This window comes from Aeribacillus composti (assembly GCF_007827555.1).
In the GTDB taxonomy this organism is placed as follows: domain Bacteria; phylum Bacillota; class Bacilli; order Bacillales; family Aeribacillaceae; genus Aeribacillus; species Aeribacillus composti.
Genome location: NZ_VISS01000021.1, coordinates 1 through 22,976, shown reverse-complemented (window position 1 = coordinate 22,976; position 22,976 = coordinate 1). Strand labels below are relative to the sequence as shown.

Below are 22,976 nucleotides of genomic sequence, written 5' to 3'. Positions count from 1 at the left end.
ATGGACATTTATTTAGACACCGCAAATGAACAAGAAATAGAATTTGCTTCAAAATATGGATTTTTAGCAGGGATTACAACAAATCCAAGCATTATTTCAAGAGAAAATAGAGAGTTTCGGCAAATTATTGTGGATATTTCCTCCAAAATTAATGGAGAAGTCTGGTGCCAGGTAACAGGAGAAACAGCTGAAGAAATGATCCTTGAAGGGAGAGAAATGTCCACATGGGGAAAAGATATTGTCATTAAACTCCCGATGACTGAAGAAGGATTATCCGCAGCTTATCAATTGAAACAGGAAGGCATAAAGGTGAATATGACTCTTATTTATACACTGCCTCAAGTTGTATTAGCTGCCAAAGCAGGGGTGGATTTTATAAGCCCTTACATCGGAAGAATGGATGATCATGCGATTGACGGGCTGCAATTTATTAAAGAGGCAAAAGAAATTATTCATCAAATGCATGCGGAAACGAAAGTTATTGGAGCAAGCATCCGAAATCCGCAGGTTGTCGTTGATCTTGCAAAATCAGGCGCAGATGCTGTAACGATGCCATTTTATATTTTTAAGAAAATGTTTGCGTCAGATCTTACAAATATCGGGTTAAAAGGGTTTTTAAATGATTGGAAGCAATATCAATCCGCGAAAAAATCTGAAAAATCTTATTAATGTAAAAGTGGAACAAAAATTCAGGACGGATAATGACAGTTACGTAAAGTAGGTGATAGGATGTCAGCTCAATTATTAAGAATGGAAGGGATAAGCAAAAGTTTTCCTGGAGTAAAGGCATTATCAAAAGTTCGACTGGATTTAAATTATGGGGAAGTTCTAGCATTAGTTGGCGAAAATGGTGCTGGAAAATCGACTTTAATGAAAATTTTGTCTGGAGTCTATCAAAAAGATGAAGGTGAAATCTACTTAGAAGGCAACAAAGTTGAAATTCCTAATGCGAAAGCAGCACAGGAAATGGGCATTAGCATTATACACCAAGAACTAAATTTAATGCCTGATTTAACGGTTGCCCAAAACATTTTTATTGGCAGGGAGCCTCGCACCGGATTTAATTTCTTTTTGAAGGAAAAGGAATTGAATGAAAAAACAGCAGAGTTGCTTGAGAAACTCAATATTAATTTAAATCCTAAAGAAACAGTATCAGATTTAACAGTGGCAAAGCAGCAGATGGTGGAGATTGTGAAAGCGTTATCTTACAATGCGAAAATTATCGTGATGGACGAACCAACTGCCGCTTTGACGGAATCTGAAATTAAAACATTATTTGATTTAATTGAAAATTTGAAAAACAAAGGTGTTGGCATCATTTATATTTCACACAGAATGGAAGAATTGAAAGTCATTTCTGACCGAATAACAGTCATGCGCGACGGTCAATACATCGACACGTTATATACGAAAGATACAGATATGAAAAAGGTTATTTCGTTAATGGTAGGCCGTCACATCCAGGATGAATCTCGCCCTACAACGACGGTTTCAAAAGAGGCTGAAACAGTCCTGGAAGTGAAAAACTTATCGACCAAAAACTTTTTAGAAAATATCAGCTTTACTTTGAAAAAAGGAGAAATTTTAGGCTTTGCCGGTTTAATGGGAGCTGGACGCACAGAAGTAGCAAGAGCCATTTTCGGTGCTGACAAAATCGATGAAGGGCAAATTTTTATCAATGGAAAAGAAGTGAAAATCAATAAGCCTGAAGATGCAGTAAAGCACGGAATCGCCTATTTGTCTGAGGACAGAAAGCGATATGGCTTAATGCTTGAAATGGACGTGAATTCGAATATTTTAATTTCTTCACTGAGCAATTATGTGAATTGGCTGACCTTTGTCAATGACTCAAAAGGATATGTAACATCAGAAGAGTATGTAAAGTCGCTGAAAATTAAAACGCCAAGCATCAAACAGCTAGCGAAGAATTTATCGGGAGGAAACCAGCAAAAAATTGTCATTGCCAAATGGCTTGCTAAAAACTGCGACATTTTAATCTTTGATGAACCTACACGCGGAATTGATGTTGGGGCGAAAACTGAAATATATCAGCTGCTAAATGAACTGGCTCAGCAAGGAAAATCCATTATTATGATTTCTTCCGAATTACCGGAAATATTAAGAATGAGCCATCGAATCATCGTCATGTGTGAAGGAAGAATCACCGGAGAGTTGACAAACGAAGAAGCATCTCAAGAAAAGATTATGGATTATGCAACACGAACTAGATCATAAATTGTAAGTTCGATTGAAGTGTCCTTTATGTCAAAAGGATTTGGAATACAAAACGAGGAGGATCAATATGAGTACAGGAACTGCACCTAACACAGAGACAAAAAAGAGTGGAAATCTATTAAAATCCAATGCACTGCAACAAATATTGGCATTTGCTAGTTTAATTGTACTTATTCTGTTTTTTACCATTTCCTCCGATAACTTTTTAAATTGGACTAATATTACTGGGATATTATTATCAACGACAGTTATCGGAATCATGGCGTTAGGAACTACATTTGTTATTATGACTGGAGGAATTGACCTTTCCATTGGTACAGGAATGACGCTATGTGCTGTTATGACAGGGGTATTTATCGTCTTTTGGGATTTGCCAATTATAGTCGGCATTTTAGGCGGAATTCTGACTGGTGCATTAATGGGATTTATAAGCGGATTCAGTGTTTCAAAATTAAAAATTCCTCCATTTATTGCAACATTGGCGATGATGATGATCGCGAAAGGATTAGCACTTGTTATTTCAGATGCAACTCCAATTTATTTTAGTGATAAACCTAGCTTCAGTGAAATTGCATTAGGTTCAATTATACCAGGATTTAATTTGCCTAACGGTGTCCTAATTTTCATTATTATGGCAATTATTGCAGGAATTTTATTAACGAAATCTATTTTTGGCCGCTTTACAACTTCTATTGGAAGCAATGAAGAAGCAACAAGATTATCCGGTATCAATACGGATAAATGGAAAATCATCATTTACACGGTTGCAGGTGTGTTTACAGGAATAGCAGGAGTTTTAATGGCTTCAAGGCTTAATTCAGCACAGCCTGCTTTGGGAGCCGGGTATGAGTTGGAAGCAATTGCAGCTGTCGTTATCGGAGGGACTTCGTTAAGTGGTGGCAAAGGAACTATTTTAGGAACAGTTATTGGGGCTCTTATTATGAGCGTATTAACAAACGGTTTGAGAATTATGTCAATCCCTCAAGAATGGCAGACAGTTGTTGTTGGATTTGTCATTTTGGTTGCAGTTTATATCGATATTATCCGTCGAGGCAAAAGCAGTTAAATTCCGTTTTTTATCTCTAGTTACAAACTAGAGTTAAAAAATAAAAAAATTATAAGGGGGAAAATTCAGTGAAGAAATGGTTGTTAACTCTATGCGGTATTTTAATGTTGTCGCTCGTTTTGTCAGCATGCGGAAGCTCCTCGAAAAACGAGAGCGAAGGAAGCTCTGAATCCGCAGGAGGCGACAGTGGAAAACCCTATATCGCTATTGTTTCTAAAGGATTCCAGCATCAATTCTGGCAAGCTGTTAAAAAAGGTGCTGAACAAGCAGCAAAAGAGTTTGACGTAGAAATTACGTTTGAAGGTCCAGAAAGTGAATCTCAAGTCGACAAACAAATTGAAATGTTAAGAACAGCTATTGATAAAAAGCCGGATGCAATTGGTTTTGCTGCTCTAGACAGCCAAGCATCAATTCCTTTATTAAAAGAAGCTGATGAAAAAGGTATTCCGATTATTGCATTTGACTCAGGGGTTGACAGCGATATTCCTTTGGCAACTGCATCTACAGATAACAAAGCTGCTGCAGCGTTAGCGGCAGACAAAATGGCTGAAAAAATTGGAGGCAAAGGAAAAGTTGCGCTAATTGTTCATGACCAAACAAGTATAACTGGTGTTAACCGCCGAGATGGATTTGTTGAGAGAATAAAAGAAAAATATCCAGATATTGAAATTGTCGACATTCAATATGGCGGCGGTGACCAATTAAAATCTACAGACTTAGCGAAAGCAATCATCCAAGCGCATCCTGACTTAAAAGGGATCTATGGTGCCAACGAAGGTTCAGCGATCGGTGTAATTAATGCAGTAAAAGAAATGAATAAACAAGGCAAAATTGTTGTCATCGGCTTTGACTCTGGTAAACAGCAAATTGAAGCGATTAAAGACGGTACAATGGCAGGAGCCATTACACAAAATCCGGTCGGTATCGGCTATGAAACAGTAAAAGCTGCTGTTCAAGCAATCAATGGCGAGAAAGTAGAAAAGGTTATTGACACAGGATTCTATTGGTATGACAAAACCAATCTTGATAATGAAGAAATTAAATCTGCCATTTACGAATAATAACCTGAAAGCTGGGGATGCATTTTGCAGCCCCAGTTATACAAATACTTGAAGGGGAAAAAGATTAACCAGCTCATAAAAACAGGGTGAAACGAAACTTAAAAATTGTTTTCAAGATGATAAACATATACTAGAGGTGGAATTTAATGTCAGCAGTAATCGGAGAACTAAAAAAATATGCACATAAAATTGTAGATGCTGGTTTAGTTGTTGGAGCCGGTGGAAATCTTAGCATGCGTGATGGTGAATATATGTACATTTCACCAAGCGGCTTTGATTTAAAGGAGATTGAAGATGATCAATGGGTTAAAGTAAAAATTGACACTGGAGAAGTTTTTGGAGATTTAAAACCTTCCTCCGAATTGCTCATGCATTTAGAATGCTTTCGGCGAAATCCAGAAATCAATGCAGTGTTGCATGCGCATCCTAGCTACTCTGTTGGAGTCTCTAGTGCAGGGAAAGATATCCCAATGCTTTTCCCCGATTTTCCTGCAATGGTAAAGAAAGTTTCCTACTTAGATTATATTATTCCTACAACCAATCTTTTAGCAGATGCTGTTGGAGAAGTCATCCATGACAGCGATGTCATTGTGATGAGGAACCATGGAGTGCTCACAGTCGGCAAAACGATGAAAGAAGCATTTTTTTATATGCAATTAACCGAAGAATCAGCAAAAGTATTTACCATCGCTTCAACTGTTGGTACTCCGAGAATTTTAACGGAACAAGAGTGCGAAGATTTACGAAATTTGTCATCCGAAAAGTATCGGGCCAGTCTGTTAAAGAAGAAGTCATAAACAGGCTTTTTTACGGGAGTGCGAATGACATGAAAAGAGTACTAGCTTTTGATTTGGGTGCTTCGAATGGTCGATTAATACTCGGAGAATATGAAAATAGAAAATTAAACATAACAGAAATTCACCGTTTTCAAAATAACCCCATCACGATCGGAGATCATTTGCATTGGGATTTAAACTACTTATTTGCTGAAATGAAAAAAGGAATAAAAAAATTTGTCGAGGTTTATGGAAAAAGGATCGATGGAATTGGTTTTGATACGTGGGGAGTAGATTTCGGTCTCATTTCTGAGGAAGGAGATCTATTAGAAAACCCGTATTCTTATCGGGATACACATACCGTTCTCTTTATGGATGAAGTCCATGAGAAGATAGATAAGAAAAAACTTTTTCAAATGACTGGCGTAGAGCCAGCTGCCATCAATACGCTTTATCAGCTGTATGCGATTTTGAAAACAAGGCCTGAGCTAATAGAAAAGGCAAAATATATATTAATGACACCGAGTCTGTTCGCCTATTTGTTTACAGGGGAAATCAAAAATGAATTTACAATCTCGTCGACTTCTCAACTATTAAATTGGGAAAAAAAAGATTGGGATGAGACGATTTTAAATAAGCTGTTTGCAGATAAGGTGAATTTTGCACCTCTGGTAGAAACGAATCGCATTTTGGCCAAAACGAAAGCATCTATTAATAAGGAATTAGGGATCGATCCGGCCAATGTCATCGCGGTTCCAGGACACGATACAGCTTGTGCTTTAGGTGCCATGCCGATCCAAAATGATCAAACAAGCTGTTTTATGAGCTGCGGAACATGGGTGCTGATCGGTGTGACGGTTGAAAAGCCGGTTGTTTCAGATGAAGCTTATGAATGGGGCTTCACAAATGAAGGGACATTTGACGGGAAGTTCCGTTTGCAAAAAAACAATACCGGCTTATGGTTTATTCAACAGTGTAAAAAAGAATGGAACGATAATGGCGAAGGCATCTCCTATGAAGAAGAAAGCCGGCTGATAGAAGAAGCAGAACCGTTCCGTTCTTTTATAAATCCAAATGATCCATCGTTTTTTAACCCGCCAAGCATGCTGAAAGCTATTCAAGATTATTGTCAAAAAACTTTACAGCCTATTCCGGAAACGAAAGGGCAATTTTTGAGATGTATATTGGAAAGCTTAGCTTTTCAATACCGTTTCGTGATCGAACGGCTGGAAAATTTAATCCACCATAACATCCGGTCGATTCATATGGGAGGCGGGGGAATACAAAACAAATGGTTTTGTCGATTTATTGCTGGCGCCGCAAAGCGTACCGTTTATGCAGGGCCGGTGGAAGCCAGCGCAATCGGCAATATGCTTTCTCAATTAATTGCCCTTGGAGAAATTGCAGACTTAGAAGAAGCAAGAAAAATTGTTACCAACTCCTTTAGCTTTAAAACATATGAACCCGAAAACTGTGATCATTGGGAAAAACATTATAAATCATTTCTAGCAATCATTAAATAAATAACATACAGGAGGAATGAAAGATGGCAAAAGATCCACGATATGTAGGAAATCTACCAAAGATAGGAATACGCCCGACGATCGACGGCAGAAGAAAAGGAGTTCGTGAATCATTAGAAGAAACAACAATGAACATGGCAAAAGCTGTAGCTAAATTACTGGAGGAAAATGTTTTTTATTATAATGGACAGCCAGTGGAATGTGTGATTGCAGATACATGTATTGGAGGAGTAAAAGAAGCGGCAGAAGCAGCTGAAAAGTTTGCAAGAGAAGGCGTTGGCGTTTCGATTACTGTTACTCCATGCTGGTGCTATGGAACTGAAACAATGGATATGGATCCTCACATTCCGAAAGCAGTTTGGGGATTCAATGGAACAGAAAGACCTGGCGCTGTCTATTTAGCTGCTGTTCTAGCAGGTTATAACCAAAAAGGACTTCCTGCCTTTGGAATTTACGGTAAGGATGTTCAAGATGCAGGAGATACGAATATACCTGAAGATGTAAAAGAGAAGCTCATTCGTTTTGCAAAAGCAGGACTGGCTGTTGCTATGATGAAGGGTAAATCTTATCTCTCCATTGGATCTGTATCAATGGGAATTGCAGGAAGTGTTGTGCAAGAAGACTTTTTCCAAAACTATCTTGGAATGAGAAATGAATATGTTGATATGAGCGAATTCGTGCGCAGAATTGAACTGGAAATTTACGATAAAGAGGAATATGAAAGAGCCTTAAAATGGGTGAAGGAAAACTGTAAAGTTGGTCCGGACAACAATCGCGACGGCTTTAAAAGAACAGAAGAGCAGAAGGAAAAAGATTGGGAAATCAGCGTAAAAATGGCTCTTATCGCACGCGACTTAATGGTTGGCAATAAAAAATTAGAAGAAATGGGATATGGAGAAGAAGCTCTAGGAAGAAACGCCATTGTTGCTGGTTTCCAAGGACAGCGTCAATGGACCGACTATTTCCCAAATGGAGATTTTATGGAAACGATTTTAAATTCATCTTTTGACTGGAACGGAAAAAGAGCGCCATATATTTTTGCAACGGAAAATGATAACTTGAACGGCATTTCCATGTTGTTCGGCTACCTTTTAACTAATACGGCGCAAATTTTTGCCGACGTGAGAACTTATTGGAGTCCGGAGGCTGTCAAGCGGGTAACTGGCTATACTCTTGAAGGGAGAGCGGCAAACGGAATCATCCATTTAATTAATTCTGGAGCGGCTGCATTGGATGGAACAGGAGAACAAACAAAAGACGGCAAACCAGTTATTAAACCATACTACGAATTGACAGATGAAGATATTAAAAAATGCTTGGAAGCAACACAATTTAGACCTGCTTCAACTGAATACTTCAGAGGCGGCGGATATTCAACTGACTTTTTAACAAAAGGCGGCATGCCTGTAACGATTTCGCGCTTAAATATTGTTAAAGGGCTGGGTCCTGTTCTGCAAATTGCAGAAGGATATACGGTTGATTTGCCGGAAGAAGTTCATGACGTGCTTGACAAACGGACCGATCCAACTTGGCCTACCACTTGGTTTGTTCCGAATCTAACCGGAGAAGGTGCATTTAAAGATGTTTACTCGGTTATGAATAACTGGGGAGCCAACCATTGTTCCATCAGCTATGGTCATATTGGAGCCGATTTAATCACGCTGGCATCCATTCTTCGCATTCCGGTAAATATGCACAATGTACCTGAGGAAAAAATATTCAGACCAGATGCTTGGAGCATGTTTGGAACAAAAGATCTTGAAGGCGCTGATTACAGAGCATGTAAAAACTTTGGGCCGATCTATAAATAACAAGTAACAAAGGAACGGGATGCTTATGAAAAAATACGCAATCGGAGTAGATTTTGGGACTGAATCTGGAAGAGTTGTCTTAGTAGATGTTGCAACTGGTGAGGTTGCTGGTACTCATTCCACACAATATAAACATGGAGTCATAACGGAAACTCTTCCTCATAAGCAGAAGAAGCTGAAAAACAGTACAGCTCTTCAGCACCCGCAAGATTATTTAGATGTGCTGGAAACGTCCATCCCGAGAGTGTTAGAGGATTCCGGGGTGAGCAAAGATGATATCGTCGGCATAGGAATTGATTTTACATCCTGTACAATTCTGCCTGTCGATGAACAATTAACACCATTATGTTTTCAGGAAAAATGGAAAGATGAGCCGCATGCATGGGTAAAATTATGGAAACATCATGCAGCGCAGCCAGAAGCAGATACAATTAATCAATTAGCAAGCGAGTCGAATGAAGAATGGTTAAAGCGTTATGGTGGAAAAATTTCGTCAGAATGGATGCTGCCGAAAATATTAGAAATTATACATGATCGTGAGGAGCTCTATCATGAAGCGGCATTGTTCCTTGAAGCAGCTGATTGGCTGACGTCGCTGATGGTCGGTGAAGTGAAACGAAATAGCTGTTCTGCCGGCTATAAAGGAATGTGGCATAAACAGGAAGGCTATGTAAGAAAAGAATTTTTAAAAAGACTTCATCCATTGATGGAAAATATTTATGAAACAAAACTGTCGGGTGAAGTGGTTCCGATCGGCAGCAAGGCTGGCGAGCTGACGGAAGAGTTTGCAGCAAAAATTGGACTAAAACCAAAAACACCGGTTGCCATTGGAATTATAGATGCTCATGCTGCTGTTCCAGGTGCAGGAGTTACCGCACCTGGAAGCATGGTTATGGTTATGGGAACCTCCACCTGTCATATGCTGTTAAGCACAAAAGAAGAGTTTGTCGAAGGAATCAGCGGAGTCGTCGAAGATGGAATAATCCCTGGCTACTACGGATATGAGGCAGGCCAGGCTGCTGTTGGCGACATTTTTGCATGGTTTGTCAAAGAGCTTGTGCCGGGTTATGTCGAAAGAGAAGCGGAGGCCAAAAATCTATCTATTCATCAATATTTGGAACAAAAAGCCAGCACATTGCCTCCAGGATCAAAAGGATTGCTGGCATTGGATTGGCATAATGGAAATAGAACTCCGTTAGTTGATGCCAATTTGTCAGGTTTATTAGTCGGTCTTACGCTGAATACAAAACCTGAAGAAATTTACCGTGCATTAATTGAATCAACAGCATTCGGGACACGCTTGATCATTGAAAGCTTTGAGAATGCAGGAATCGAAATTAATGAATTGGTTGCATGCGGCGGACTGCCTCATCAAAATGAAATGCTCATGCAAATATATGCAGATGTAACGGCAAGACCAATCAAGATCGCATCTAACAAAATCACATCAGCCATCGGAGCTGCAATGTTCGGAGCTGTTGCTGCAGGATCAAAACTAGGTGGATACGATACGATCGAAGAAGCAGCAGCAAATATGGCCAAATTAAAAGACAAAGTTTTTTATCCGAAACAGGATCACGTAGAAAAATATAATTTGTATTATGAAGAGTATAAAAAATTGGTAAACTATTTCGGCCGCGGAACGAACAATGTGATGAAAAAAATAAAAAATTAATACAAAATACGGGGGTGTCTAATAAGTCGCTTTTACGGCTTATTGATGCCCCCTTTAATGTTTTGAAACGTTGATATATCGATGTTTATGATTTTTTGCTTTCAATGGGGCCTGATTTTATGGAGGCTTCTTTTTTTTTGCACTGGCGCACAAAACTACTGATGCTAAATGTTTTAATAGAATCAAAGCTTGATGCAAAATGGCGATTATGTTTCTATTAAATCAATATAATAATTAGTTTGGTCAAATTCACTCTTTTTGTTTATAGGTTTCAAATTATATCCATTTTATTTTACTTCAATCATCACGGCATCTCCCTGACCGCTTCCAGAACAGATCGCTGCGATTCCAATCCCTCCTCCGCGACGGCGTAATTCGTACGCTAGTGTCAAAAGAATACGCGCGCCGCTTGCGCCGATTGGGTGACCAAGGGCAACAGCACCGCCATTTACATTCACTTTTTCCGGATCGATTCCCGCAATTTTTATACTAGCGAGTGCAACGACTGCGAATGCTTCATTAATTTCGAACAAGTCGATATCATCGACAGATTTCCCCGTCTTTTTCAATAGCTCAAGAATGACAAGGCCCGGTGTTATTGGAAAATTTTCTGCTTCAACCGCAACTTCTGCATGGCCAATGATGGTTGCAAGAACGTTTTTACCTTCTCTTTTTGCCCGTTCATCGCTCATCAGTACAAGCGCTGCAGCTCCATCATTAATTCCAGGTGCGTTGCCGGCTGTAATCGTTCCATCTTTGTCAAATACAGGAGGTAATGTTGCCAGAATCTCTTTCGTTGTGTCTTTTCGCGGTGATTCATCTTTATAAATGACAAGCGGGCTGCCTTTACGCTGTGGAATTTCAACCGCTGCAATCTCTTCTGCCATCTTGCCTTCTTCGATTGCTGCAATTGCTCTTTTATGGCTTCTCACAGCCCAATTGTCCTGTTCTTCACGCGATATTTCATACTCTTTCGCAATTTTGTTTCCGTACGTCCCCATATGAACACCAGTAAAACTGCATGACAGGCCATCATGAATCATTAAATCAACCATCTGTGCATTACCCATTCTTAACCCCCATCTTGCGTTCTTCAATGCATATGGAGCGTTTGACATTGACTCCATGCCGCCTGCCAAAATGATTTCTTCGTCGCCTGCCCGAATGATTTGATCAGCCATTGTTACACTGCGAAGACCGGATGCACAAACTTTATTCACTGTTTCTGTTTTAATGCTCCAAGGAATACCTGCTTCACGTGCTGCCTGGCGCGACGGGATCTGTCCCTGTCCAGCCTGAAGAACATTTCCGAAAATGACTTCATTCACATCTTCAGGCTTTACTTCTGCTCGCATTAAAGCCTCTTTCATCGAAATACCGCCAAGCTGTGATGCTGTTAATTGAGCAAGCGATCCGTTAAATTTTCCAATCGGGGTACGCGCGCCTTCTAAAATAACTGTCTTTACCACTTAATTCACCTCCGAAAGTTCAGGAGAAACTGTGAATTTTGCCTCTGTTTTTGCTATCACTTCATCAACTGAAACACCATCCATTGTTTCAATCAGCACCATCCCTTGATCTGTAAAGTCAAACACGGCTAAATCGGTAATCAATCGATGGACGACCCCTTTTCCAGTAAGTGGAAGTGTACATTCTTTCTTCACTTTCGATTCCCCGCTCTTGTTCAAATGTTCCATAATGACGATGACACGTTTCGCACCGTTTACAAGATCCATTGCTCCGCCCATACCTTTGACCATTTTCCCTGGAATCATCCAATTGGCTAAATCGCCGTTCTCTGAAACTTCCATACCTCCTAAAATAGCAAGATCAATATGTCCTCCACGAACCATTGCAAATGATTCGGCACTGTCAAAAAATGAAGCGCCAAGCACTGTAGTAATCGTTTCTTTACCAGCGTTAATCAAATCGGGATCTTCCTCCCCTTCAACCGGATAAGGTCCAATGCCAAGCAGCCCATTTTCTGAATGTAATAAGATGTTGAAATTGGACGGAATCTCATTGGCAATAAGTGTTGGCATTCCGATACCAAGATTGACAATCATTCCGTTTTCAATTTCCTTTACCGCACGCTTAACAATCTTTAATCGATTGTTAGACATCCTGATCACTCCTTCTCTTATTTAGTAACCACTGTTCTCCGCTCAATGCGTTTTTCATAATTCGTTCCTACCAGTAAGCGTTGAACATAAATACATGGTGTGTGAATTTCGTCCGGATCAAGCTCACCAGGTTCAACAATTTGTTCCACTTCCGCTATGGTGATTTTACCTGCCATCGCGGCAAGCGGATTAAAATTTCGCGCTGTTTTCCGATACACAAGATTCCCATAAGTATCAGCCTTCCACGCTTTTACAAAAGCAAAATCTGCAACGATGGCTTCCTCCAGCAAATATGTTTTTCCGTTGAACTCTCTTTCTTCTTTTCCTTTTGCGATCGGCGTTCCGACACCTGTTGCGGTATAAAAAGCCGGAATTCCTGCTCCGCCTGCTCTCATTCGTTCTGCAAGAGTACCTTGTGGAATAAGTTCTACTTCTAAATCGCCGCTTAAAAATTGCTGTTCAAAAATTTTATTTTCCCCTACGTAGGAAGCGACCATTTTTTTTATTTGTTTATTTTTGAGTAGAAGACCAAGTCCCCAATCATCGACACCACAATTGTTGCTGTAAATAGTCAAATTCTTTGTCCCCTTGTCACGTAAAGCTTGAATAGTCTTTTCTGGAATTCCGCACAACCCAAATCCGCCTACAACAATGGATGCACCGTCTTGAATGTCTGAAACCGCTTTCGAAAATGAATTCATGATTTTGTTCATGAACATCTCCTCCTTTCTTTGTCTTATGTAAGAGTTTACATTCCCATTATCTATAAGTAAAATAGATAAAAAGAATACAATTTATTCCAATAGTGAATAAATAAGGGGGGAGTATGGTGGAATTTCGTGATATTCAATCTTTCATTGATGTTGCCAATCATAACAGCTTTACAAAGGCTGCTGAATATTCCTACTTATCACAGCCTTCATTGAGCAAAGCCGTTAAAAAGCTTGAAGCTGAGCTGCGTGTTGAACTGATCGAAAGGTCAACTCGTCATCTCCGTTTGACAGATGCAGGTCAAATTGTATATCAGCAAGGAAAAAAATTGATTGAAACGTTGGAAGAAATGAAAATGTTATTAGATGAACTTTCTAATCTTGCGACTGGAGAGATTAAGATGGGGGTTCCGCCGCTCATTGGAACTTTGTTTTTTCCTTCTATTGCTAGAATGTTTCATCAAAACTATCCGAATGTGAAACTTGAACTTATAGAGCTTGGGGCAAAGGTCATCGAACAATTAGTGGAAGAAGGAGAGATTGACATTGGCATAGTTGTACTGCCTGTAGACGAATCCGTTTTTCATATTCATCCGTTTATTACAGAAGAATTTGTCTTGTTTATTCATCGCGACCACCCAATTGCACAAAAACAAACAGTTTCAGTACATGAATTAAAAGATGAACCGTTTATATTGTTTTCAAAAAACTTCAAACTCCACGATTACATCATCAACACATGTAAAAATGCAGGCTTTACTCCAATTGTTTCATATGAAAGCTCGCAATGGGATTTAATTCTTGAGCTTGTTTCATCAAAACTAGGTATTACTTTAATGCCGAAAATGATTTTTCATAAACAGAACAGCCCCAACATCACGATTGTTCCACTTAAAGATCCGCCTCTTCTTTGGAGACTCGGCATCATTACGAGAAAAGGTAGATATCACTCATTTGCTTTAAAAAAATTGCTGGAAATGCTTAAAGAAAATCCATTATGATTTTTCAAACGTATTTATCGTTTCGATAATGGGGACTTTCATCAAAGTATCAACTGTTTCCGGTGAAAATTTGAGAACATTCAAACTTGTTTTTTACTTAGAAACAAAATGAAACTGCAGTTATTGTTCATCAAATTTTCCATCATAAAATTAGGACGGTACAATAGTGGCTTTGTCATTCAAGTCGTCTTTGTTGTCCCTTGGAAAATTCCTTGTCGTTATTTTTATGTTTACTAGACTAAAAGATGGTCTATTTTTTTACAAAAAATCTCTTGATCGAGCTTAAGCTGTCTGTCGAATAGTATGGAGCAAGCAACAAAATTCTATGGGCAAATTGCAACAAATTCTTTTTTAGCTGTATTGTTGTACGAAAAAATTGTAGCGAAACAGTGTAGCGATTCACTACAATTCATCATTCTCTTTCACCATTCTCTAATTTACGAAAGCCTTTTCTCTCCTTAATTTTTTGATAATTTTTAATATTGGCACGAATGTTGCAAAGTAAAAAGCGAAAACAAAATCAATTTTTGAAAAAAGAAAGGAGAGAAATGGATGGAAGCAGTAACAACTCGCAATGCACAAATACTTGCTATCGATGCAGGGGGAACGATGACAGATACCTTCATTATTGACGACAATGGTGAATTTGTCGTCGGAAAAGCACAATCCACACCTGAAGATGAATCAATTGGTCTTCTCAACTCTGCAAGGGATGCACTAACTTACTGGAACACAACAGTAGAAGAAGAATTTCCTAAATTGCTTGCGGGTGTCTACTCCGGAACAGCGATGCTGAATCGTCTCGTGTCAAGGAAAGGACGCCGCGTCGGTCTGATCGTTAATAAAGGGATGGAGGATTTCCATCGAATGGGCCGGGCGATCCAGGCTTACCTAGGATATTCTTATTCAGACCGTTTACACTTGAATACTCATCGTTACGATCCTCCACTTGTACCGAGAGAATTGACAAGAGGCGTAACAGAAAGAGTCGATTTATTTGGAAACGTTGTCATTCCGCTTTATGAACATGAAGTGGAACCAGCAGTATTGGACCTTCTGGAACAGGATGTCGAAGCAATTGTGATCAGTTTGCTTCATTCTTACAAATATCCGCAGCATGAACGAAAAATTAGGGATATTGCAAAGGAAGTCATGAAGAAAGTCGGAAAAGAAGTGCCTGTGTTTGCATCGGTTGATTATTACCCTGTTAGAAAAGAGTCTCACCGCACAAATACAACCATTATTGAGGCATATGCAGCAGACCCGTCTCGGGAGACATTGTCGAAAATTGATAACATGTTAAGAAATCACGGGGCAAAATTTGATCTTCGGGTCATGGCCAGCCACGGTGGAACGATAAGTACGCGAGCAAATGAACTGGCAAGAACGCTCGTTTCAGGTCCGATTGGGGGAGTAGTTGGCGCGAAATATCTTGGTGAACAACTCGGTATTCGCAATATTGCATGCTCGGATATCGGCGGAACAAGTTTTGATATGGCGCTTATTACTCAAGGGGATTTGAGTATTAATACAAGCCCAGATATGGCAAGGCTTGTACTATCATTACCGCTTGTTTCCATGGATACTGTTGGAGCTGGGGCCGGCAGCTTTGTGCGAGTGGATCCGAACTTCAAATCATTAACACTTGGACCGGACAGCGCAGGTTCGAGAGTCGGCGTTTGTTATCCGGAAGGCGGTATAGAAACGGTAACAGTAACCGACTGCCACGTTGTTCTTGGACTAATCAACCCGGATAATTTCCTTGGCGGCGAGGTTAAGCTATATCCGGAAAGAGCCTATGAAGCATTGAAGAAGCAGGTCGCCGATCCGCTCGGATTATCTGTTGAAGACGCAGCATACGGTGTTATCGATCTGCTTGAGTCGCAACTGCGCAATTACCTTGAATCTATGATCCTTGGAAAAGGGTATTCGCCATCTCAATATGTATGCTTCTCTTATGGAGGCGGTGGTCCGCTTCATACTGCCGGCTACACAAAAGGTCTTGGCTTTGAAGATGTTCTAGTACCGGCGTGGGCAGCTGGATTTTCTGCTTTTGGCTGCGGTGCGGCAGACTTTGAATACCGCTATGATAAAACACTTGATATCAATGTAAACAACGGAGATGAAGACAGCAGTAAGCTGAAGGCAGGTAAAGAATTGCAGGATGCTTGGGATGAACTAATCGAAAAAGTGGCAGCTGAATTTGAGAAAAATAACTTTAAACGACAAGATGTGAGTTTCCGTCTTTATTTCCGCATGCAGTACCAAGGTCAGTTAAACGACCTTGAAATTGAATCGCCGATTCAAAAGTTTAAGGATATTAACGACTGGGAAGAGCTTGTCAAAGCATTCGAAGAAACGTATGCGAGAATTTACGCAAAAGCGGCCAAATCGCCTGAACTCGGTTACAGCATCACAGGAGCAATCGTACGCGGTATTGTTGAAGTGGCAAAGCCGAAAATTCCTGAGGAGCCTTTATCTGGAGAAACTCCGCCGTCAGAAGCGTTTCTTGGCCAGCGTGATGTGTATTGGAAGGGCGAGTGGATCAAAGCAAACATTTGGGAAATGGAAAAATTGAAGCCAGGGAACAAAATCGGTGCATTTTCAATTTTAGAATCACCAGCCACAACGTTTGTGATTCCACCTGGTTTTGAAACATATCTTGATGAGCATCGCATTTTCCACTTAAAAGAACTTTAAGGAAAAAGGAGGGTATTTTTTCATGACGATTACTGAAAAAACAATACAAAGCCAGAAAAATATTGGTTGGCACGGAAAAACACTCAAGCAAATGCGCAAAGAAATTGATGAAATCAGCCGAGAGACAGGACATTACGCAGGTTTAAAAACATTGCCATTAAAAGAGTCATATCCAATCCGCTATGAAAAGATCTTTTCAAAATTACGGGGAGGAGTTGTGCATGCAAGGGAAACGGCCAAAAGAGTGGCGGCCTCCCCGATTGTTGAGCAAGAAGGGGAATTATGCTTTACTTTATACACTCCTGAAGGAGATTCGATTGTAACTTCTACTGGAATTATCATTCACGTCGGGACGATGGGCGCAGCGATTAAATACATGATTAAAAACGATTATGAAGAGAATCCGGGAATTGAAGACGGAGATATTTTCTGTAACAATGATTGCCAGATCGGAAATGTGCACCCATGTGACGTTCATACAATTGTTCCAATCTTTTACGAGGGCGAGCTGATAGGCTGGGTTGGCGGAGTTACCCACGTAATTGATGTTGGGGCGACTGCACCAGGAAGTATGACCGTTGGACCAGTTAGCCGTTACGATGACGGTTATCAAGTGGCCTGCCGTAAAATCGGTAAAAATGATACGCTCTTAAAAGATTGGCTTATTGAAAGCCAGCGTTCTGTCCGAACAACAAAGTACTGGCTTCTTGATGAACGGACTCGCGTTGCCGGCTGCCATATGATCAGAGACCTTGTCCTTGATATTGTTAAGGAGGAAGGTGTCGACACTTATAAACAATTTATTCGCGAGGTAATTGAGGATGGACGGCGCGGTTTTGTCAATCAAGTAAAAACGTTGCTGATTCCGGGTAAATACCGCCAAGTTTCATTTGTGGACGTACCGTATAAAAACCTAGATGTTCCTCCTTACGCTCGTGTAAACACGATTATGCATGCCCCAACAGAACTGACTGTTCACAAAGATGGCAAGTTCCAAATCGACTTTGAAGGCGTTAACAGATGGGGATGGCACAGCTACAATGCTACACCTGTTTCGATTACGAGCGGAATATGGGTCATGATGTCGCAAACGCTCATCCCGAACGATCGGGTTAATGATGGCGCTTATTATGCGAGCCAGTTCGACTTGCCTTACGGTTCATGGCTAAATCCGGACGATATTCGGACCGCTCACAGCTATGCATGGCACTTCCTTGTATCTGCATGGAGTCCATTATGGCGTGCACTTAGCCGCAACTACTTTGCACGCGGGTATTTAGAAGAAGTTAACGCCGGAAATGCCAACACTTCTAACTGGCTGCAAGGAGGAGGATATAACCAATTTAACGAAAATCATGCCGTTAACAGCTTCGAATCAGCAGCCGAAGGGGTCGGAGCAAGTGCGGTAAGAGACGGTATTAACCATGCGGCAGCCATCTGGAACCCTGAAGGTGATATGGGAGATATGGAAATTTGGGAGCTCGCAGAACCGCTTCTTTATTTGGGACGAAGCATAAAACCAAATACAGCAGGGTATGGAAAATACCGGGGAGGCAGCGGCTACGAGACTTTGCGGATGGTATATGGTGCAAAAGACTGGACAATGTTCTTTATGGGAAATGGCTATATGTCAAGTGACTGCGGTTTAATGGGAGGCTATCCAGCAGCATCAGGATACCGTTTTGAAGCACATGGAACGAATTTGAAAGAACGGATCGAAAAAAGACTGCCTATTCCTACAGGGGGAGACAGTGATCCGGATAATCCAGAATACGATACTTTAATGGAAGCAAAGGAAATTATCCGTGATAAGCAATCCATTACAACAGAAACAATTTTTGAAAATTACGATCTGTATTTAAATTACCTTCGTGGGGGACCTGGTTTTGGGGATCCGCTTGAGCGCAAGCCGAAAATGATTGAGGATGATTTAAATGAAGGACTGCTGCTGCCGCGTTATGCAGAAAGCGTTTACGGAGCAGTTGTCAGCAAAAATGAAAAAGGCAAGTATATCGTTGATGAAAAAGCGACAGAAAAACGCCGCAAAAAAATAAGAAAAGAGCGTCTAAAGCGCGGGGTTCCTGTAAAAGAATGGATGGAGCAGGAGAGACAAAAAATTCTAAACAAAGAAGCGGCTGTACAGGTTCGTCATATGTATGCCGGCAGCTTTGCCTTAAGTGAAAAATTTGCGAATGAGTTTAAACAGTTCTGGAATCTGCCGACAGAATGGCATTTATCAGAAGATGAGTTAGGTGTACCAACCTTCGGAGCAAAAATAAATCATCAGAAAAAAACGGGGTGAGAACATGGCACAATATGATCGTAAGACGATTGAAGAGCTGATCGACGGAACAATTGATTTTTACAAATTAAAAGAAATGCTTTCAAATTTTAAGGATACTGACCGATTTGATAAATATATCAGCATTTTGCAGGAAAGAGTTCCATGGGATGATCCAATTCTATTGCCGGCTGGACTTCACCTTTATATCGTTTTGAAGCCAGATGGCAAACGAGTCGTAAAGTGTGATTGCGGACATGAATTTTGTGAGGCAAGTGACAACTGGAAACTTCATGCGCTTATACACGTTCGTGATACAGAGGAAAAAATGGTGGAGCTGTATCCGAAGCTGCTTGCTCCAGATCCGGAGTGGCAGGTTATACGTGAATACTATTGCCCAAATTGTGCAAGTCAACTGGAGGTAGAAGCTGTAACACCTTGGTATCCAATCTTAAAAGATTTTGAACCAGATATTGATGCATTTTACAATGAATGGCTGAAGCGTCCGATACCTCAAGTGAAATAAACCATCAACCAGGAGTTCGTTTCTGACTAAAGGCTGACACAATCGAACAGCAAGTGGATAACCTAGTGTTTTCATCACAAAGGTTATCCACTTTTATTTAAAGCAGTTTTAAAAAAACTATAGAAAGTTGACACATTATTTCATTTTTAGAGAGAATACCATAAAGAAACAGAATTTTTTACGACAAGCAGTTCAAAACGTATTGCTCAAAATTAATCTGTCGCATGCACACTTGAGCAAATGCGTTAAACATTTGACATCGTTTTGATAAAGCGATGGTGAACGCATGAATTTGATTCAAAAGATTAAAAATGCGAATCTAGACACTTGATATCTTCGAGTAAATACGTTAATAATTGTGGTAACACTTGTCACTTCCTTGCTTATCATCACTGGTGTGTAATTCCTTAAGAACTACGGGGGTGGTAAGTTTTTTGCTTTTAAAGCCCCGAATAAAGTATTTTTATAATCTATTTTCGAAAAATTTTGATAATATGTTCAAGAGGAGGGGGGAGTACATGGGCAATCCATATATATCTATTTTCTCTACGCACAACTTGCCAGATAAAAAAAGAGATTTGGAAACTTTATGGGAAATGTTTGTGGAAAGATCGTGGGAAGATAAAATATCGGGCAAAATACGAAAAAATGTTTTAGATTCTTGGAGCCGCTGTCAGGAAACTGGAGTTGACCCGATGCAATTGCAAACGAAGGCAGCTTTAACAGAATACGAATTAAATCATCTGTTAAAAGGATCTGAGCTATATCAAATTGCGAAACCGATTATTGATAATTTATTTTATAAGTTGAAAGGTACTAGGTATCTTATCACGCTGACGGATGAAAACGGTTGCATAATTTATTTGAAAGGTGAACCGTATGTTTTGCGGGAAGCGGAAAAAATGAATTTCACAGTTGGCATGGACTGGAGCGAAAATGCAGCAGGTACAAATGCGATTGGAACGTGTATCGTCACCCAAAATCCCATTCAAATTTTTTCTGCAGAACACTTTTGTCAAGGATGTCATCCATGGACATGTTCTTCAGCTCCTATCATTCATCCCTTCACAAAAGAGGTCATCGGTGTCATCGATTTTACAGGATTTTGGGAAGATGCTCAGCCTCATACACTTGGTTTAGCTGTATCCACTGCACAAGTGATTGAAAAACAGCTTGCATACGTCTATATGAAAGTGAATAACTATTTAATAGATTATTTTTTTCAATGCGCAAATAAATGGAAAAACGATCATATTCTAGTACTGAACCATGCCTTTTATGTTGTGAAGAGCAGTGAAAAGCTAATGGAATTATTTAACCTGAAACATGCAGGAGATTTGGCGGTAAATCCTGATTTTCATCCTTTAATAAATGAGATGAAAAGGATGTCCAAATTCTCTGCGAAAAACGATATTTCCAGCGATTTGATGGTTCGAGATTTCAAGGTTTTAGCAATCGAGCCGATTCATTTTAAAGGGGAAGTTGCTGGATATATGGTCGTGTTGAAGGATAACAAAAAGGTATTCCGTACCACTGCGCGATACATTCTCAAGGATGAACCATGGAACGATATTATTGGGACATCGGATGCATTGTTAACAGCACTAAACAAATGTTATAAAGCTGCTCCTTCAAATGTTCCGATTCTTCTGTTGGGAGAAAGCGGTACAGGAAAGGAAAAAATTGCAAAATCAATACATCAATCTAGTCAGAGAAGAGACAAACCTTTTTTAGCAATAAACTGTGGCGCAATTCCGAAAGAATTGATTGGAAGTGAACTGTTCGGTTACGAAAGTGGAACTTTTACCGGAGGTTCGAAAGAAGGGAAGAAAGGAAAATTTGAGGAAGCAAACGAAGGAACCTTGTTTTTAGATGAAATCGGCGAGATGCCACTAGATCTGCAAGTCCATTTGCTTAGGGTGCTGCAAGAAAAGGAGATTATGAGGCTGGGTTCATCTCAAACGATTCCAATCAATGTGAGAATTATTGCTGCAACGAATAAGAACTTATATGCCTTGTGTAAACAAGGGCTTTTTCGCGAAGACTTATTTTTTAGACTTAACGTTGTTACGGTTAATATTCCTCCTCTTCGTGAGCGAAGGGAAGATATTCCTCTGATTGCTGATTATTTCTTAAAAAAATTTGCAAAAAAGTATGCGAGAGAATCCCTTTCCATTGCGCAAGAAACTTTAAATTACTTTTTAGAATATTCGTGGCCCGGCAACATAAGAGAAATGCAAAATGTCATTGAGTATGCCGTCATATTTAGTGATTCTCCTGTTATTAGGATAGAAGACTTACCGGCATACTTTATTGAAAACAGAATGAGCCTCTCCATCAATAACCAGCTTAAAGATTTATCTTTAATAGAAGTCGAAGAGCAAAAAGTGCTTGTCAGGCTTTTAGAGGAAACAGGCTGGAATTTATCAGCTGTCGCCAAAAAAATGAATATTGCCAGGTCCACTCTTTATCGGAAGTTAAAAAAATATCAGCTAAAACAAACATAAGCCGATTTTCTCGCGTAAATCCAATCATATTCACTAAACTCTTCACATGTCATCACATCTCAAATTTTTTAAAACAAAAAAATGCCTAGGCAAGGCGCTTTTTTTTACGGTGTCATAGATAATAGAAGCTAGTGTGTTGAAAATAAAAAGATCCTCAAACAAAGCTATCATACCTTATCCATTCCTTCCATACAATTGAAATGAACGACGATCATGGGAGGATGGATGATGCAATTTTATTACGGTCAGCAAATGCCGCTTCGCATATTGGATGAAGCGGAGTTTTGGAAGCATCAAGAGGAAGAGCATACTGTTGTGATCCGAGAGCTGGTGGCAAATTTAGAGCAAAACTATGTAGATGCTTTGTTAAATTGGGAAGAAGAATTGTCGAAGACGCATCAAAAGGTTGTGCGCTATATTGAGTCTGTCATACGCTCCCCTTACTATATTCCAGCAAAGCTTTATCAACGAGTATTGAATTTGGTGTCATTTTGCTTAAAGCAAAGTCTCGATTTTATTAAATTATGCCGGCAAATTAAAACGGAAAGCGCTGCTGTTCGAAAAAATCCGACCGCCAAAGTTGTTTTGAACCATATTATTCGTGAATCAGAATATTTTGTCGGCATAGCGCAAGTGCTGTTGTATGGCAGCAAGTAAATTTTCAAGGGAATTCCTTTTTTGAAGGAGTTTCCTTTTTGTTTTCCTGGATTTTATTATTATATCTATGATATGCAATTTCGAGAGTATGAGGATATTTTTACATACTATGGAATACTAGTAAGAAAAAATTTTATTTATAAAAACCGCTGGAATATTGATTTTTATGCGGTTTTTACATTAACTAATTAGATATAGGAATTGTTATTGTTAGTTATAGGATTTAGTTAAAGGGGCTGTCCGATAAGTCCCTAAAATGAAGCAAGTGGAGAAAAACAATTCGTTTCTCTCCACTTGCTTTTATATTTTTTCGATTTTTATCTG

General features: G+C 39.8%; 17 protein-coding genes. 14 read left to right on the top strand and 3 right to left on the bottom strand.

Features of this window, described 5'->3' with window-relative positions:
* From FB379_RS11800 to FB379_RS11765, 8 genes are all read left to right on the top strand, one after another.
* The gene (locus FB379_RS11800) at positions 1-669 is read left to right on the top strand and encodes a transaldolase family protein (protein ID WP_066246789.1); all 669 of its coding nucleotides are present in this window, start codon (positions 1-3) and stop codon (positions 667-669) included.
* Positions 670-729: 60 nt separating this feature from the next.
* A complete protein-coding gene (locus tag FB379_RS11795; protein ID WP_063389248.1) occupies positions 730-2,235 on the top strand; it encodes a sugar ABC transporter ATP-binding protein in 1,506 nt (501 codons plus the stop codon).
* Between the two features lie 67 nt (positions 2,236-2,302).
* Positions 2,303-3,301, top strand: coding sequence for an ABC transporter permease (locus FB379_RS11790; protein WP_063389247.1), 999 nt, complete (start codon positions 2,303-2,305; stop codon positions 3,299-3,301).
* A 104-nt stretch (positions 3,302-3,405) separates the two neighbouring features.
* Positions 3,406-4,362, top strand: coding sequence for an ABC transporter substrate-binding protein (locus FB379_RS11785; RefSeq protein ID WP_063389293.1), 957 nt, complete (start codon positions 3,406-3,408; stop codon positions 4,360-4,362).
* A gap of 146 nt (positions 4,363-4,508) precedes the next feature.
* On the top strand, positions 4,509-5,159 hold the full coding sequence (locus FB379_RS11780) for a class II aldolase/adducin family protein (protein WP_066246786.1): 651 nt from the start codon (positions 4,509-4,511) through the stop codon (positions 5,157-5,159).
* A gap of 29 nt (positions 5,160-5,188) precedes the next feature.
* Positions 5,189-6,661 (top strand): rhamnulokinase, encoded by a 1,473-nt coding sequence (locus FB379_RS11775; RefSeq protein ID WP_066246784.1) that lies wholly within the window; start codon positions 5,189-5,191, stop codon positions 6,659-6,661.
* Positions 6,662-6,684: 23 nt separating this feature from the next.
* Entirely contained in the window at positions 6,685-8,472 is a 1,788-nt protein-coding gene (locus FB379_RS11770; protein ID WP_063389244.1) for an L-fucose isomerase, read from the top strand.
* Positions 8,473-8,497: 25 nt separating this feature from the next.
* The gene (locus tag FB379_RS11765; RefSeq protein ID WP_130156712.1) at positions 8,498-10,147 is read left to right on the top strand and encodes a ribulokinase; all 1,650 of its coding nucleotides are present in this window, start codon (positions 8,498-8,500) and stop codon (positions 10,145-10,147) included.
* 287 nt (positions 10,148-10,434) lie between these two features.
* Here FB379_RS11765 and FB379_RS11760 read toward each other — a convergent pair whose 3' ends face one another.
* The 3 genes from FB379_RS11760 to FB379_RS11750 are packed head-to-tail and all read right to left on the bottom strand — an operon-like array spanning position 10,435 to position 12,983.
* Positions 10,435-11,616, bottom strand: a complete 1,182-nt coding sequence (locus tag FB379_RS11760; protein ID WP_063389242.1) for an acetyl-CoA C-acetyltransferase — start codon at positions 11,614-11,616, stop codon at positions 10,435-10,437.
* The gene (locus FB379_RS11755; RefSeq protein WP_063389241.1) at positions 11,617-12,270 is read right to left on the bottom strand and encodes a CoA transferase subunit B; all 654 of its coding nucleotides are present in this window, start codon (positions 12,268-12,270) and stop codon (positions 11,617-11,619) included.
* A 17-nt stretch (positions 12,271-12,287) separates the two neighbouring features.
* Positions 12,288-12,983, bottom strand: coding sequence for a CoA transferase subunit A (locus FB379_RS11750; RefSeq protein WP_412674461.1), 696 nt, complete (start codon positions 12,981-12,983; stop codon positions 12,288-12,290).
* Positions 12,984-13,099: 116 nt separating this feature from the next.
* Here FB379_RS11750 and FB379_RS11745 point away from each other — a divergent pair, with 116 nt between their 5' ends.
* From FB379_RS11745 to FB379_RS11720, 6 genes are all read left to right on the top strand, one after another.
* Positions 13,100-13,981, top strand: a complete 882-nt coding sequence (locus tag FB379_RS11745; protein WP_144598057.1) for a LysR family transcriptional regulator — start codon at positions 13,100-13,102, stop codon at positions 13,979-13,981.
* A gap of 552 nt (positions 13,982-14,533) precedes the next feature.
* Entirely contained in the window at positions 14,534-16,681 is a 2,148-nt protein-coding gene (locus tag FB379_RS11740; RefSeq protein ID WP_063389238.1) for a hydantoinase/oxoprolinase family protein, read from the top strand.
* 22 nt (positions 16,682-16,703) lie between these two features.
* Positions 16,704-18,983 (top strand): hydantoinase B/oxoprolinase family protein, encoded by a 2,280-nt coding sequence (locus tag FB379_RS11735; protein ID WP_063389237.1) that lies wholly within the window; start codon positions 16,704-16,706, stop codon positions 18,981-18,983.
* 4 nt (positions 18,984-18,987) lie between these two features.
* A complete protein-coding gene (locus FB379_RS11730; RefSeq protein ID WP_144598056.1) occupies positions 18,988-19,488 on the top strand; it encodes an acetone carboxylase subunit gamma in 501 nt (166 codons plus the stop codon).
* 518 nt (positions 19,489-20,006) lie between these two features.
* The gene (locus FB379_RS11725; protein ID WP_066246779.1) at positions 20,007-21,995 is read left to right on the top strand and encodes a sigma-54-dependent Fis family transcriptional regulator; all 1,989 of its coding nucleotides are present in this window, start codon (positions 20,007-20,009) and stop codon (positions 21,993-21,995) included.
* A 228-nt stretch (positions 21,996-22,223) separates the two neighbouring features.
* Positions 22,224-22,652, top strand: a complete 429-nt coding sequence (locus FB379_RS11720) for a DUF2935 domain-containing protein (protein ID WP_063389235.1) — start codon at positions 22,224-22,226, stop codon at positions 22,650-22,652.
* Positions 22,653-22,976 lie beyond the last annotated feature (324 nt).

Bases quoted from the DNA above. Each gene is read 5' to 3' on its own strand.
- FB379_RS11790 (WP_063389247.1), top strand. From the start codon at position 2,303: ATGAGTACAGGAACTGCACCTAACACAGAGACAAAAAAGAGTGGAAAT.
- FB379_RS11755 (WP_063389241.1), bottom strand. From the start codon at position 12,270: ATGTCTAACAATCGATTAAAGATTGTTAAGCGTGCGGTAAAGGAAATT.
- FB379_RS11725 (WP_066246779.1), top strand. From the start codon at position 20,007: ATGGGCAATCCATATATATCTATTTTCTCTACGCACAACTTGCCAGAT.
- FB379_RS11735 (WP_063389237.1), top strand. From the start codon at position 16,704: ATGACGATTACTGAAAAAACAATACAAAGCCAGAAAAATATTGGTTGG.
- FB379_RS11780 (WP_066246786.1), top strand. From the start codon at position 4,509: ATGTCAGCAGTAATCGGAGAACTAAAAAAATATGCACATAAAATTGTA.
- FB379_RS11730 (WP_144598056.1), top strand. From the start codon at position 18,988: ATGGCACAATATGATCGTAAGACGATTGAAGAGCTGATCGACGGAACA.
- FB379_RS11750 (WP_412674461.1), bottom strand. From the start codon at position 12,983: ATGAACAAAATCATGAATTCATTTTCGAAAGCGGTTTCAGACATTCAA.
- FB379_RS11740 (WP_063389238.1), top strand. From the start codon at position 14,534: ATGGAAGCAGTAACAACTCGCAATGCACAAATACTTGCTATCGATGCA.
- FB379_RS11785 (WP_063389293.1), top strand. From the start codon at position 3,406: ATGTTGTCGCTCGTTTTGTCAGCATGCGGAAGCTCCTCGAAAAACGAG.
- FB379_RS11800 (WP_066246789.1), top strand. From the start codon at position 1: ATGGACATTTATTTAGACACCGCAAATGAACAAGAAATAGAATTTGCT.
- FB379_RS11765 (WP_130156712.1), top strand. From the start codon at position 8,498: ATGAAAAAATACGCAATCGGAGTAGATTTTGGGACTGAATCTGGAAGA.
- FB379_RS11770 (WP_063389244.1), top strand. From the start codon at position 6,685: ATGGCAAAAGATCCACGATATGTAGGAAATCTACCAAAGATAGGAATA.
- FB379_RS11795 (WP_063389248.1), top strand. From the start codon at position 730: ATGTCAGCTCAATTATTAAGAATGGAAGGGATAAGCAAAAGTTTTCCT.
- FB379_RS11720 (WP_063389235.1), top strand. From the start codon at position 22,224: ATGCAATTTTATTACGGTCAGCAAATGCCGCTTCGCATATTGGATGAA.
- FB379_RS11775 (WP_066246784.1), top strand. From the start codon at position 5,189: ATGAAAAGAGTACTAGCTTTTGATTTGGGTGCTTCGAATGGTCGATTA.